This window comes from Bradyrhizobium oligotrophicum S58 (genome assembly GCF_000344805.1).
GTDB lineage: Bacteria > Pseudomonadota > Alphaproteobacteria > Rhizobiales > Xanthobacteraceae > Bradyrhizobium > Bradyrhizobium oligotrophicum.
In genome coordinates, this window is sequence record NC_020453.1 from 1,929,918 (window position 1) to 1,942,808 (window position 12,891).

The following is a 12,891-nucleotide window of genomic DNA, read 5'->3' on the forward strand; positions in this document are numbered from 1 at the left end:
CGCGCCGACGCGTCACGGTGCGCTCTATGGCGACGGTCAATCTCACCACGGGCGAGAAGTTGGAAGGCATCGACGATGTCTGGCAATCGATCGCGATTATTCTCGGGACGACCCTCGGGTCGCTCGTGATGGCCCGTGACTTTGGCTCGAAGATGCCGCGCCTTGTGGACCGCGCCGTGTCTCAGGTGACGGTGATCGAGTTCTATGCGGCCGTGCCGGAAGCGATCAATCGCATCAACCCCGAGGCGCTCATGGCTGAAGAGCCGCGCTTCCGCATCATCCAAATGGCGCTCTCTGACATGACGGACGAAGGCAACGCGACCTTCGACATCGACGGCATCTATTACCCGCGCGGTCATCTCGGCGACTACTCGGAAGCGCGGGATGCGCAGGGGCGCGTCGTGGTCTCGAACAACGTGATCGTTGGGAGTTACATCTGATGGATGCTCCGCTCCCAAATATCCCGTTGCCGGTCATCGAGCGCGAGCCCGCATTCGAGACACTGTTCAACAATCGCCTCGTGCAACTGCGTGGCCTGCTCGCCGACGCCGGCTTCGATTGGGACACGTACATACTGCGGTCCGACCCGCTCAACCGCTTCTGTCGGCACGCAGCCTACGGCGATCTGCTCATGGTCTCGGCCATGAACGACACCTTCCGGGCGACGCTCACTGACTTCGCCCAGGGCGCGGACCTCATCGCGTTGGCTTCGGACTGGAACTTGACGCAGGCCGATGGTGAGGCGATCGACGATCTTCGCCGTCGCCTGCGTGAGACGAAGAAGGGGCAGGGCGGCTTCACCGACAACTGGTATAAACGCCACGCGTTCGCCGCCGATCCGCTGCGCGTGGATGACGTTGGGGTTGAGGGCGACGCCAAGGGGGGCGTTCTCGTCTCGATCCTATCGAAGGACAACGGCGGCGTGGCGAGCGATGATCTGCTCGCGACCGTGGAAGCGGCCCTCAATCAGCCGGGTGTCCGTGGCGACAACGACCATATCACGGTGGTCCGCGCGGTGATCCTCACGGTTAACGTTGAAGCCGACGTATGGCTGCTGCCGGAAGCCACCAAAGAAACCACAATGGCCGCGTCCAAAGCGGCGCTTGTCGCCAACTTCGCGGCCGAGCGCCGCCTGGGTTGGGACTTCGCGTCCGACTTCGCGGTCGCGGCGCTGCGCACGGTCGGCGTGAAGCGCGTGTCGCTGGTCGCGCCCGCGTCAAACAGCGTCGTTGTGACGGCAGGCAATGAGGCAGTGGCGCTCGGAACCATCGAGCTCAATTACAAGGGCCGGGCCTACTGATGACCGACCTTGTCGATCTCGCGCCGCGCAACTCGACGCCGCTCGATCTCGCCGCCATTCGGACGGTGGACGCACGCTCGCGGCACGCGGCGCTCATCCAGGAGATCGCCGATATCCGCTATCGCGACGTGATCCCCGAAGACGTGCTGCCGTGGTTGCTGCGGCATTGGGGGCTCGAAGACGCGGCTGCTTTCATGGACGACCACCAACGCCTCTACGAGGAAGGGAAGCATTGGCAGGCCGTCCGTGGCCGTCTAGAGGCGTTCCAGATCGTCTTCGAATGGCTTGCCCTCAACGGCGAGCATGAGCGCGGCACGCACGGAGACGTGCGCTACGGGCTATTTCAGCTCGGTATGGATGACGAGCCCGAGCGGGCGACGCTGCTCAACCTGATCGGCCTCGCGGACCTCTCGAAGGGCGCGTCCTCCATCCTGGGGCGCGTCTACGGCGGCTATGACATCCGACCGGTGCGCCTCGACATGATGCGCCTCGACGGCGCGATGTTCGACGATTGGTCCGGGGTCTACCTCGAAGGTATCGAACCGAAGCTGTCGTTCGGTCGCTTGCACGGCGGGGAGATCGACTTCGGCGCGCACACCTCGGGCGGCACCGACGGCCTGGTGTCCGGGACCGCGCGCTTCGAAGAGGGGTTCGTCCTCGACCGTTCGCAGCTCGACGGCGCAGTCCTCGAACCCTCCGTCGTCGCGATCCAGGCGGCCTTGTCTGGCGAGACCATCGATCTCGGCAACGCGGTTTGGATGCCGTGGTCCAGCGCCCGCTGGGGCCAGTCTTGGAACTTTGAACCATTCATCATCTACGGAGGCCCTGATGGCACTTCTGGTTAATAGCGGTCGGGCCGGTCTGGCCTCCGCTCTCAAGGCTCGCCCGATGTTCTTTGCCTGGGGGCGTGGAGCGTCGTGGTGGGGCGCGACCGACGTCAAGCTCAAGACCTTTGCGGGTTCTCCCGAACAGTTCACGCTTGACCATGCGCCGGTCGCCTCGCTCGTGGTGAACAGCCAGGGCAGCGCGCAGACCTATCAGTCGCCCGGCGACTATCTTTTCGATCCGAACACCGGCGTCGTGACGCGGGTCAATGGTGGCGCGATCCTGGCGGGTGCGACCGCTCAGGCGCAGGCCGTCTATGGCACGCCGCCGTTGAGCGCGAGCGATGGCGCGCTGACCGGCGAGATCGGCCGCCGGGCGGCGTCGTCGGTCGAGTTCGTCATGCCCGATCCAAACGGCAACCTCTACACGCCGGGTGGCGATCGGTGGTCGGTGTCGAGCACGGCCACACGCTACCTGTACGTCGCCACGCAGTTCGACTTCCTTGAAGCCGCGACCGAGACAATCCGTGAGGTCGGCATCTTCGTGGACAGCGTGCGCGCCGCTGGCGTGCCTGAAGGGCAACTGTACTTGACTCCCGAAGAGGTCGCCGAACCCGGATACTTGCTTCTGCTCGACCGCTTCGCCGGTATCCCTCGGTCTCCGAGTTCTCGGCAGGGCTTCTCTTACGTCTTGGTGATCTAGTGGCAGACGCTCGCGACCAACTCCCGGCCTATATCAACACATTCAACCCGACGAAGGGGTACCAGCGTCTGGCGGCTCACTATGACCGCTTCCTGACCAGCAACGAGATCAATGTCATGCAGGACATTGAGGCGAACCGCGTGAAGGGCATCGCCGACGCTTTCTGGCGCGATGGTTCGCTTGTGAGCGGTGGCGCCATCGTGCTCGGGCCGATAACCAACGGCACGGTCGAGGCACGCTTGGCTGCGGCGAAGGTCTACATCCGTGGCTCGGTGCACGACATCGAAGCGCGCAACATCACCATCTCGGCCGTTGGCACCGTGGTCATCGGCATCCGCCTGCGCACCTACACTGTGACCTATGAGCAGGACCCGACGCTCAAGGGTCTCGCCCCCGGAACACGCGCTCAGGGCGAGCCCGGCGCGTCGGCTTTGGCGATGCTGGGCCGCTGGGGCTTTGAGGGCGACGGCGAGGAGGGCGACTTCTTCCCGATCTATACGATCAAGGACGGGACGATCGACACGCCGACCGAGCCGGGCATGGATGATGCCTGGGCAAACCTGCTCGCGCGCTATGACCGTGAAGCTCACGGCGGCTATGTCGTCGAGGGCTTCAATGTCAAGGCGCTCGGCCTCGACGACACCGGCAGGCAAGCCTTCACCATCTCGGAAGGCACGATCAACGTCTACGGCTACAAGCGCACCCGGCCTGCCTCCGCGCGCCTGCGTGTCGCCGAAGAGCCCGAGATCATGGCGATCGACGACGAACCGCACGCAGTCAATTCCGGCACGCAGACCATCAAGGTCCGTTACGCGCCGATCGCGGCTGTGAAGGAAGTCACCATCATTGCCGAGAAGACCGTCACGCTCACGCACGGCACTTATACCGGCGTCTCGGACACGCTGCCCGATCCGACCGTTCTCTCGATCCGGCAGGTGAAGCAGGGCGCGACCGTCTATGCGCCGACTGCAGACTACAAGCTGACCGGGGCGGCCGTTGACTGGTCGCCGAGTGGTGCCGAGATCGCTCCGGGCTCGACTTATCAAGTCACGTATCGCTACCTCACGAACGCGACGCCGGCCTACGTCACGCGCGATACGTTCGACATCACCGGCGCGGCCGACGACACGACCGCATTCGTGAAGTATGACACGAAGCTGCCGCGCTATGACGCGATCGTCGTCGATCAGACCGGCTCGATCTCCTACCTGAAGGGCATTAGCTCACTCTACGCGCCGCAGCCGGCGACCGTCGCACCGACGCTGCACAAGCTGGCCGATGTCTACAACAATTGGGGTCTGGTCCCAACCGTGAAGCAGGTTGCGACCATCCGCATGCCGTTCGCCGATCTGCGCAGCCTCGAAACGATGGTCGGCGATCTCTACGCGTTGGTCGCCGAAGAGCGGCTTCAGCGCGACGTGGACCGCAAGGAGGTGTCCTCGAAGCGTGGCGTGTTCGTCGATCCGCTGCTCGATGATGACATGCGCGACCAGGGTCTTCCGCAGAATGGCGCGATCTTCGGCGGCCTGCTTTGGCTGCCGGTGATTCCGACCGTTACCATCATGCCGCTGTCCGCGACAACGCTCGCGTTCACATCTGAGAATGTCTTCGAGCAGCGCCAGATCACCGGCGAGTCGAAGATCAATCCTTATGCGTCGTTCGCCCCGCCGCCGACCGATGTCACGCTTGATCCGTCCGTGGATTTGTGGACCGATACGCAGAACGTGTGGACCTCCGTGTTCACGTCGCGCATCGCGTGGCAGCGCACTGGCTTCGCCGCAGGGCCGCTGATCGGCACCACGACCGAGACGACCGCCCGCATTGTGAACAGCGCCACCGTCGCGGAGGAGACGATCCGCCAGCGCTCGGTCGGCTTCATGATCCACAAGTGGGGCTATAACGAAGTCCTGAAGAAGGTCAAGTTCGACGACATCGACGTGACCCCGGCGAACGTGCGTGCGGATGGAAACGGGACCGTCGTGTCGTCCTTCCAGATCCCGGCAGGCGTCCCGGTCGGCGTCAAGCACGTTGCTTTCGAGGGCATGGGCGGCTCGAAGGCCGATGCGCTTTATACGGCCTATGGGTGGCTGACCACGATCACCAACGAGCGCACCGTCGTCACCACCTTCTGGTATAGCGCCGACCCGCTCGCGCAGACCTTCCGCTTGAGCGAGCCGCGCCAAGCGCTCGGCGTCGATGTCAAGTTCACCAAGGTCGGCGACAAGAGCAAGCCGGTCCGTGTCCAGCTCCGCGAAGTCGAACTCGGTATCCCGACCGAGCGCGTCGTCGCGGAGTCGCTGATCGACATGAATACGGTCAAGATCATCGATCCGCTTTCGGTCGCTCCCCGCGTGGAGGCCGATTGGACCTATGCGGCGTTCTCGCGCCCAGTGACCCTCCGCGAGGATCGCAGCTATGCGATCACGCTCTTGACCGACGACGCGACCCACTCGGTTGCCATCGCTGACCTGGGCGGCTTTGACCAGATCAACGGCTGGGTGACCAGTAACGCGTTCCCGCTCGGCACCTTCCTCGACGGTTCCGACTCTCGCACCTGGCTGCCGAAGCCTGGCCGCTCGCTGGGCTTCCGCCTGCGCTGCGCGAAGTATGCGCCGGCGACTCGCTCAATCGAGGTCGGCACGCTCGATGTCGTGAACTGTTCGGACTTGATGCCGCTGATCGCGGCCGAGCGTCCCGAAGGAACGGCGATCGAGGTCGAGTTCGAGGCTCCGGACGGAGCGAAGTATATCACTGCCCCGGCCGTGAATGTGTCGCTCCCCGTGTCGATCACCGGCACGCTGAAGGTCCGCATGCGGATCACCGGCACGCCCAGCCTCTCCGCCCTCATGCTGCCGTTCCTGCAAGTCGTCGTGGGCTCGATCCAGCCGACCGGCGACTACATCACGCGCGCCTTCGAGGCGGGAACCGACTCGAAGGTTCGGCTGATCCTCGACGTCTATCTGCCCTCGACCTCGACCTTCGAGGCCAAGATTCAGACCGGCATCAACGCGGGCTTGCCCGTCTGGTCGGCGGCGAACGCGCTCACGCTCGAAAAGGCAACGCCGCTCGGCGATGGCTGGGAGGAGCGCCAGTACATGCTCGACCACGTCTCGGTCAGCGCGTCCCGTGCCTACGTCAAGATCGGTGGTGGCCCGGCTGCACGCGCGAACGTCCGCAACATCCGCGCAGTCGCAGTCAAGTCCACCACGGGGGCGTAAGAATATGGCGGGCGAAACAACGCAACGGGGATACCCGCTGCCCAACCCCGACAACGTCGCGCGTGAGGATGCGACCCGCATTCGGAATGCGATCGCCCAGATCAGCGACGATTTGACCGCGCTCGAAGAGCGCAACGTGGTGGCTTCTGAGACCGCGTTCGGTAGCGTCCGCCTCGCGTCGGCGGCGGAAGCAACTGCTGGCACGGCCAGCGACCGCGTAGCCACGGTCAAGCGGACGAAGGACATGATCACGTCGGCGCTGACCGCGATCTCGACCGCCATGATCGCTTTGCAGGAAGCGGTCAATGGCAGGATCGCGGACAACGAGGCCGAGGTCAACCAGGCGGTTGCAGACCTCAACTCGTCCGTCGCAACGCAGCTTCAGAGCTTCACGGCGACGCTCGCGACGAAGTTGGACAAGGCCGGCGGTGCGTTATCGGGTCCATTGGATATCGATCGGGCGGCAGGAAGCGTGCTCGGAATCTCTGGCAAGGTCGGCGGTAAGTTCCGCTGGCAATTCGCGATGGGCGACGGGGGCGCTGAGAGCGGCTCAAATGCCGGCTCCAATCTGCAGCTCAATCGCTTCAACGACGCCGGGGAGATTGTTGGTACGGCGATCGGCATCAGCCGCGCGTCGGGCAATATCTCGCTCAACGGTGCGGTCGCGCTCACGGGAACCTTTGGAATCACGGTTGGCGGTGGTGCTTCGTTTGGAGGTGATACGGTTGTTAGCGCGCGGCTTGGTGTTGGTGGCGCAGTTCCGGGCAGCCTAAATCCGGGCGACTTGAATGTCATGCGCCCCGGTTCTCCGACGACCGGCGCAGTGTTCTTCGGAAACTCAGGGAGTAGGTACATTTTCTTTGATGGCAGTACCTATCAGCTCGGCGGCCTTGGCACGATTTGGACCAGCGGCAACATTGGATACCCTGTCACGTCCTTGCGGGCGGTCTACGCGGGAGACCTCGATGCAGGCAGCCTTCCGTTCGGCTCGGGCGTGGACAACTACGGAACCATGTGTGTGGTGTCAGGCATCTTCACGTCCAACTCTTCGGGGAATACACGGTATCGGTTCCGCTATCACCAATTCGCTACGCCGCAAGGCTGGTACAACTTCAGCTAGGAACAACGCAATGCAGATCATCGATCAAGGTCAGTGGGTCGCATATGTCCCGAATCCATTCCCGCCCGATCTTGCGCTCAACACCGCGTTCGCGAAGCGCGAAAGCGACGGGCGTGACTGGTACGACGCGCTCTATGGTCCGACGCCGCTGTTTTTACCCGACACCGTGAAAGCGACCGTTTGGCCGCTGCCAAATGGTGATTGGCAAGTGCAGGCCGTGGACCGTGACGCGACCCGTATCTTTCCGCCTGGTGCGCGGGTCATCGAGATCGCGGACTATGCCGGCGCCGATCCATTCGCCGATTTGAATGGCAAGAAGCTCGACTTTGGCACCATGACGTTGTCGGAGATTCCTGTCGTTCTTACCGTCACGCCCAGGCAGATCAGGCTCGCCATGTCCGCGGTCGGCGTGCGCCAGCAAGTCGAGGATTACGTAAAAGCGGCTCCGCTCGACGTACAGGATAGCTGGGACTATTCCACGCAATTCGTCTCCACGGACCCGATGGTCGTCGGGTGCATGACCGCGCTGGGCAAGACGAGTGCTGACCTCGACTCGCTGTTCCGGCTCGCTATGACGCTCTGATCTGAAAGGCTATTGGAACGGTCCCGACAGCTAAGCACGCTCTTCCTACGGTGCTCTCAATCCCAAAGCTTCGAGGGTTGAGAGCACACAATGTCCCTTACCGACTTTCTGCACGGCGTCGAGACTGTCGTCGTTGATTCCGGCCCCCGGCCGATCCAGACCGTCCGATCGTCCGTCATCGGATTGATCGGCACCGCACCCGAAGCGAATGAAGTCGCATTCCCGCTCGACTTCCCGGTTCTCGTCAATCGTCGGCAAGCCGCCGCCATGATCGGCAAGACCGGAACCCTGCCGCAGGCGATCGACGCAATTTACGATCAGGGTGGCGCTCTGATCGTCGTGATCCGCGTCGCCGATGCCGAGCAAGAGAACGCGCAGCTCTCGAAGGTGATCGGCGGCGTGGACGCCGAGACCGGCGCCTTCACCGGCGTTCACGTCCTACGCGCGGCGGAAGCCGAGTGCGGCGTTGCGCCCATGATTTTCATCGCGCCGGGCTTCACGCATCAGCGCCCGATCGGCGTGAGCGGCCACACCGTCACCGCCCAGGGCAACGGCTACACCCATGCCGAAGTCACCTTCACGGGTGGCGGCGTCGGTGCGGTGCTCCCGTCCGCGACCGTGATCCTCACCAACGGCAAGGTGACCGGCCTAGACTTCACGTCTCTCGGCTACGGCATTGTCTCGCCCGTCACTGCACAGATCTCCGGCGACGGCGTCGGCGCGGCGATCTCGATCCAGACCGGCGCTTCGGCGAACCCGGTGGTCGGTGAGCTGAAGCAGCTCGCGGACGCCATGAAGGCGCACATCATCGCGGACGGCCCGGCGACCACGGACTCGGCCGCGTTCTCCTACCGCAACGATCACGGCACCCGCCGCGTCTATATCGTCGATCCCAAGGTGTCCGGCTGGTCGGTGAAGACCAACACCTATGCTATCGAGCCCGCGTCGCCGCGCGTCGCCGGTCTTATCGCCCGCGTGGACAACGTGTCGGGGTTTTGGGAGTCGCCGTCTAACAAGGAAGTCTACGGAATGGGCGGCATCTCCCGGCCGATCGACTATGCCTACGGCGACAAGAATAGCCGCGCGAACATCCTCAACGAAAACCAGATCGCGACGTTCATCCGCGACGACGGCTGGTATCTTTGGGGCAACCGTACCTGCTCGGCAGACGAGAAGTTCGCCTTCCTGTCCGTGTCCCGGACGGCCGACATGATCGATATCTCGATCGCGAAGGCTCACCGCTGGGCGGTCGATCGTTCCATCACCAAGAATTACCTCGACGACGTGACGGCGTCCGTCAAGGCTTATATGAGGCAGTTGAAGACCAAGGGCGCGATCCTTGGCGGCGACTGCTGGGTCGATCCGGAGTTCAACACGGAAGCCGACATCACCCAGGGTCACGTGACGTTCTCGTATGACTTCACCCCGCCGTATCCGGCCGAGCGCGTGACCTTCCGGTCGCATCTCGTCTCCGACTACATCCGCAACCTCTTCGCATAACGGGGAAAGAGATGATCCCGCGCGTACTTCGCAACTTCAACACCTTCGTCAACGGGACCGGCTGGGCCGGTCGCGTCGCCGAAGTCGAGCTGCCGGACTTCCAAGTGAAGACGGAAGAGTATCGCGGGGGCGGCATGGACGCCCCCGTCGAACTCGACATGGGCCTGGAGGTCATGACTGCCAAGTTCACCTTCGGCGAATACAATACGCAGATTCTCGGCCTGTTCGGCAACATGGACGGCAACGCCGCGCGTGTGCAGCTCCGTGGTGCTCTCCAGCGTGACGGCGAGACGGCAGTGGCGATGGTTGTCGATCTGCATGGCGGCTTCAAGGGCAACACCCTAGGGAGCTGGAAGGCAGGTGACATGACGCAGAACGAGGCCGAAATGTCGCTTCGTTACGTCAAGGTCCAGATCGGCGACACCGTCGCGATCGAGATCGACGTGGACAACATGATCCGCATCGTCAACGGCGTCGATCAACTCGCCTCGATCCGGGCAGCGATGGGCATATAAGGCGACGAGACTAGTCCGTCTGCGCACGAGCGCAGGGGCTAGTCTCCTTGGGCGAACTCAACGGGAGAACGGACACTGTGAGCGACGACGAAGACAAGAAGCAGCCCGACATGCGGGCCGAAGCCAAGATCACCCTCGACTTTCCGATCGAAGTGGAAGGCCAGAAGTATTCGTCCCTGACCATGCGTCGGCCGAAGACCAAGGACTCCAAGAAGGCGGCGAAGTTCAAGGGGCACGACGCAGACCGGGGCGTTCTGCTCTTGGCCGATCTCTGCGGCGTCGCTCCGAACGTGATCGACGAGCTCGACGAGTACGACGCGAAGAAGCTGGGCGATCAGCTCGATGCTTTTCGTGGGGGTCAGTCGAGCTAGGCGATCTTCGCAAAGCGATGCTGACGCTTATTCGGCTGACCAAGGGCGGCATCACCATCAGCGAAGTCGAAGACATGTTCCTCGACGAGTTTTACGAGTGGCTTGAAGCGGCGACTGAGCTTCAGGCCGACATCAACAGGGCTATGAAGGCAAAGTAGGATGGCAACCGGCTTCTCGGTATTCGTCAATATCGGTGGCAAGGTCAGTCCGAGCCTCAACGCCGCGGTGAGCGCAGCGAAGACCCAGGTCAACGGACTTGGGGCTTCGCTCGCTGCCATGGGCGCGCGCATGAACGCGCCGTTCATGGCTGTCAACAAGCATCTCGCCGAGACCTCGAAGCGCATGGCCAAGGTCCAGAGGACCGGCCGCAACGCCACGTTCGGCGTGACGGTGCCTGCCGGGCTCCTGGGCGTCGAGGCGATCAGGGCCGCCAACGAGCGCGCGAAGGCGGGCAATACGCTCGAAGCCATTGGTCTCGACGGCATGACGCCCGAGCAGCGGAAAAAAGCTCGCAACGAGATTGTCGCCTACGCCGACGCTATCGCGGCGAAGTACGGCGACGCGACCGAGATCATGAAGACCTTCAACGAGCTTCTGAAGGCGGGCTTCAGTGTTGACGCGGCAAAGGGCGCAATCGAGACCGTCATGCAGGGCGCGGCGACAGCCGAAGACATGAGCGGCGCGGACCTTGGCGGTTACGTCACGAAGCTCGCGACGCAGTACAAGCTCGGCATGAAGTCCACGGAGGACGCGGCGGCGAGCACGCAACGCATCGTGGACAACCTGGTGTATGGCGCACTGAAGACGAGCGCGAGCACGAAGGACATGGCGCAGTCGTTCCGGTACGTCGGCGCAGCCGCTGCCGCGGCTGGCAACTCCGTCGAGCAGACGAACGCCATGATCATCGCCATGGCGAAGGCGGGCATCCTCAACTCCGAGTCCGGCGTCGCGCTGCGCTCGGCCTATGTCCGCATGGTCAAGCCAACCAAGGCAGGCCGGACCACGATGGCGAGGCTCGGCCTAAATTATTCGGACTATGTGAACCAAGGCAAGCGCACCGGGGCGAACATGAGCGCTGGCCTTGCGGCGTCGGGTTATGACATGGACCCGAAGGTGATCGACAAGGCCCTCGACGCGAACAAGGGCTCGCCTGAGAGGCAGCGTAAGGCGATCTATGACGCCGTGGTTGCGAAGCTCGGCTCCCAGGGCGCGCAGGACATGAGCGCCATCATGGAGGCGGTCGATGACACGTTCACCACGGCCGGGTCCGAAGTTGATCTGCTGAAGCTCGCGAAGGATCTGAAGTCCAAGGGCGCGACGCAGGGCGATCTCGCCAACATCTTCGAGGGCCGCCAATCCGTTCGTATGTTGGCACTGCTTTCGCAGAACCTCGAAGAAATTCTTAAGGACGTAACCGAAGACGTCAAAGGCTACGCCGCGAAGACCTGGGAGGTGTCCTATCAGGGTCTGCCGAAGTCGATCCTCGAACTCGATTCGTCCTACAAGAGCCTGCGCAATACCCTGACCGAGCTGGTCATGCCCGACATCCTCAATGGGATGAAGTGGCTCGAAAACCTGATGAAGGGCATGGCAGCTTCGTCCCCCGGCGTGCTGAAGACGGGTGTCTATCTTGCCGCTGCGGCTGCCGCCGCCGGTCCGCTGCTCTATGTGCTTGGCGCGGTCGGCCGGGTGGCCCTGCTCGCAATGCGCGGGCTGAGCGCGGCCATGATGTTGGCGCTCGGTTCAGCCCGGCTGCTGGTCGGCGGAATCGCGTTGCTGTCGAGCAGCCTTGTCCGTGCCGGGGCCGTCATGCTGGCGCTCGGCGCACGCACGCGGGTCGCCCTGGCCGCGATGTCCATGCTGCGCTGGTCAACCATTGCGCTCGCGGGGCTCTCGGTGGCGGGCGGCGGCCTGATGGCGTTCGGCAAGGCGGTCTTGCTGTTTCCCGTCACGGCGGTCCGCGCGATCGGTGTCGCGATGTGGGGCCTGGTTGCCAACCCGGTCGGCCTGATCATCACGGCACTGGTCGCCGCGCTGACTGCGCTCGGGGTGTGGGTCTACAACAATTGGGATGGCCTCAAATCCTTCTTCGCGGGCTTCGGTGAGGGATTCATGAAGGGCCTTGGCCCGGCCGGGGAGGGCATCAGCAAGCTCGCCAGCGGCCTCGGTAGCGTCGTCAATTGGATCGGGCAGTTGCTCGGTCCACTTGACGAGAGTGGTGCGAAGTGGCGGACCTGGGGCGAGACGGTTGGCGGTGTGGCAGCCGAAGGCGTGAACAAGGTCATCGCGGCCATCTCGACTTTGGTGGGCTGGGTCGGGACGGCGATCGAGAAGATGATGGCGCTGGGCAGCGCGATCAAGGGTGTATTCAGCAGCGGCCCGAGCACGAAGGGCTGGCTCAACTCGGGCGACCCGTCCAACCCGATCGCTGGCGCTCGCGCTCTGGGCGGCCCGGTGAGCTACAGCAAGCCGTACCTTGTCGGCGAGCGCGGTCCCGAGCTGTTCGTCCCCGGCGCGAGCGGCCGGATCGAGACCAACGCAACGCTGCGCCGCCTCAACGCGAGCGGCGCGGCTGCGGTTGCCGCGTCGTCTTCAGCGGCGGGTGCGGGCGGAATGGTCTCTCGGTCCCAGCGCGCGGAGGTCAACATCACCGTCAAGGGCGGCGATCCGGCTGAAGTCCGCCGGGCAGCCGAAGAAGCCGTCTATGCCGCGTTCGCCCGGCTCGAATCCGAGCAGCGCGGCCTCTTGAGTGATTGA

General features: G+C 63.6%; 12 protein-coding genes. All 12 read left to right on the forward strand.

The genetic code is table 11. The features are described from left to right. Nucleotides 1-26: 26 nt before the first annotated feature. Nucleotides 27-440 carry a GPW/gp25 family protein gene (locus S58_RS08230; protein ID WP_015664813.1) on the forward strand — a complete coding sequence of 138 codons (414 nt, stop codon included), beginning with the start codon at nucleotides 27-29 and terminating at the stop codon, nucleotides 438-440. Then, a complete protein-coding gene (locus S58_RS08235; RefSeq protein ID WP_015664814.1) occupies nucleotides 440-1,300 on the forward strand; it encodes a baseplate J/gp47 family protein in 861 nt (286 codons plus the stop codon). The genes S58_RS08230 and S58_RS08235 overlap by 1 nt, the downstream gene beginning before the upstream one ends. Then, a complete protein-coding gene (locus S58_RS08240) occupies nucleotides 1,300-2,145 on the forward strand; it encodes a hypothetical protein (RefSeq protein WP_015664815.1) in 846 nt (281 codons plus the stop codon). The genes S58_RS08235 and S58_RS08240 overlap by 1 nt, the downstream gene beginning before the upstream one ends. Next, entirely contained in the window at nucleotides 2,129-2,827 is a 699-nt protein-coding gene (locus S58_RS08245) for a hypothetical protein (RefSeq protein ID WP_015664816.1), read from the forward strand. Before S58_RS08240 ends, S58_RS08245 begins: the two co-directional genes overlap by 17 nt. After that, nucleotides 2,827-6,045 carry a DUF4815 domain-containing protein gene (locus S58_RS08250; RefSeq protein WP_015664817.1) on the forward strand — a complete coding sequence of 1,073 codons (3,219 nt, stop codon included), beginning with the start codon at nucleotides 2,827-2,829 and terminating at the stop codon, nucleotides 6,043-6,045. Before S58_RS08245 ends, S58_RS08250 begins: the two co-directional genes overlap by 1 nt. A gap of 4 nt (nucleotides 6,046-6,049) precedes the next feature. After that, on the forward strand, nucleotides 6,050-7,165 hold the full coding sequence (locus tag S58_RS08255; RefSeq protein ID WP_015664818.1) for a hypothetical protein: 1,116 nt from the start codon (nucleotides 6,050-6,052) through the stop codon (nucleotides 7,163-7,165). Between the two features lie 10 nt (nucleotides 7,166-7,175). Then, nucleotides 7,176-7,748: a hypothetical protein gene (locus S58_RS08260; RefSeq protein WP_015664819.1), complete on the forward strand. Its 573-nt coding sequence runs from the start codon at nucleotides 7,176-7,178 to the stop codon at nucleotides 7,746-7,748. 90 nt (nucleotides 7,749-7,838) lie between these two features. Next, entirely contained in the window at nucleotides 7,839-9,248 is a 1,410-nt protein-coding gene (locus S58_RS08265; RefSeq protein WP_015664820.1) for a phage tail sheath C-terminal domain-containing protein, read from the forward strand. 11 nt (nucleotides 9,249-9,259) lie between these two features. Then, entirely contained in the window at nucleotides 9,260-9,763 is a 504-nt protein-coding gene (locus tag S58_RS08270) for a phage major tail tube protein (RefSeq protein WP_015664821.1), read from the forward strand. 77 nt (nucleotides 9,764-9,840) lie between these two features. Next, nucleotides 9,841-10,134: a phage tail assembly protein gene (locus S58_RS08275; protein WP_015664822.1), complete on the forward strand. Its 294-nt coding sequence runs from the start codon at nucleotides 9,841-9,843 to the stop codon at nucleotides 10,132-10,134. A 17-nt stretch (nucleotides 10,135-10,151) separates the two neighbouring features. Further along, the gene (locus tag S58_RS38375; RefSeq protein ID WP_015664823.1) at nucleotides 10,152-10,292 is read left to right on the forward strand and encodes a hypothetical protein; all 141 of its coding nucleotides are present in this window, start codon (nucleotides 10,152-10,154) and stop codon (nucleotides 10,290-10,292) included. 1 nt (nucleotide 10,293) lies between these two features. Next, on the forward strand, nucleotides 10,294-12,891 hold the full coding sequence (locus S58_RS08280; protein ID WP_015664824.1) for a phage tail tape measure protein: 2,598 nt from the start codon (nucleotides 10,294-10,296) through the stop codon (nucleotides 12,889-12,891).

Bases quoted from the DNA above. Each gene is read 5' to 3' on its own strand.
- S58_RS38375 (WP_015664823.1), top strand. From the start codon at position 10,152: ATGCTGACGCTTATTCGGCTGACCAAGGGCGGCATCACCATCAGCGAA.
- S58_RS08260 (WP_015664819.1), top strand. From the start codon at position 7,176: ATGCAGATCATCGATCAAGGTCAGTGGGTCGCATATGTCCCGAATCCA.
- S58_RS08245 (WP_015664816.1), top strand. From the start codon at position 2,129: ATGGCACTTCTGGTTAATAGCGGTCGGGCCGGTCTGGCCTCCGCTCTC.
- S58_RS08230 (WP_015664813.1), top strand. From the start codon at position 27: ATGGCGACGGTCAATCTCACCACGGGCGAGAAGTTGGAAGGCATCGAC.
- S58_RS08265 (WP_015664820.1), top strand. From the start codon at position 7,839: ATGTCCCTTACCGACTTTCTGCACGGCGTCGAGACTGTCGTCGTTGAT.
- S58_RS08255 (WP_015664818.1), top strand. From the start codon at position 6,050: ATGGCGGGCGAAACAACGCAACGGGGATACCCGCTGCCCAACCCCGAC.
- S58_RS08270 (WP_015664821.1), top strand. From the start codon at position 9,260: ATGATCCCGCGCGTACTTCGCAACTTCAACACCTTCGTCAACGGGACC.
- S58_RS08240 (WP_015664815.1), top strand. From the start codon at position 1,300: ATGACCGACCTTGTCGATCTCGCGCCGCGCAACTCGACGCCGCTCGAT.
- S58_RS08280 (WP_015664824.1), top strand. From the start codon at position 10,294: ATGGCAACCGGCTTCTCGGTATTCGTCAATATCGGTGGCAAGGTCAGT.
- S58_RS08235 (WP_015664814.1), top strand. From the start codon at position 440: ATGGATGCTCCGCTCCCAAATATCCCGTTGCCGGTCATCGAGCGCGAG.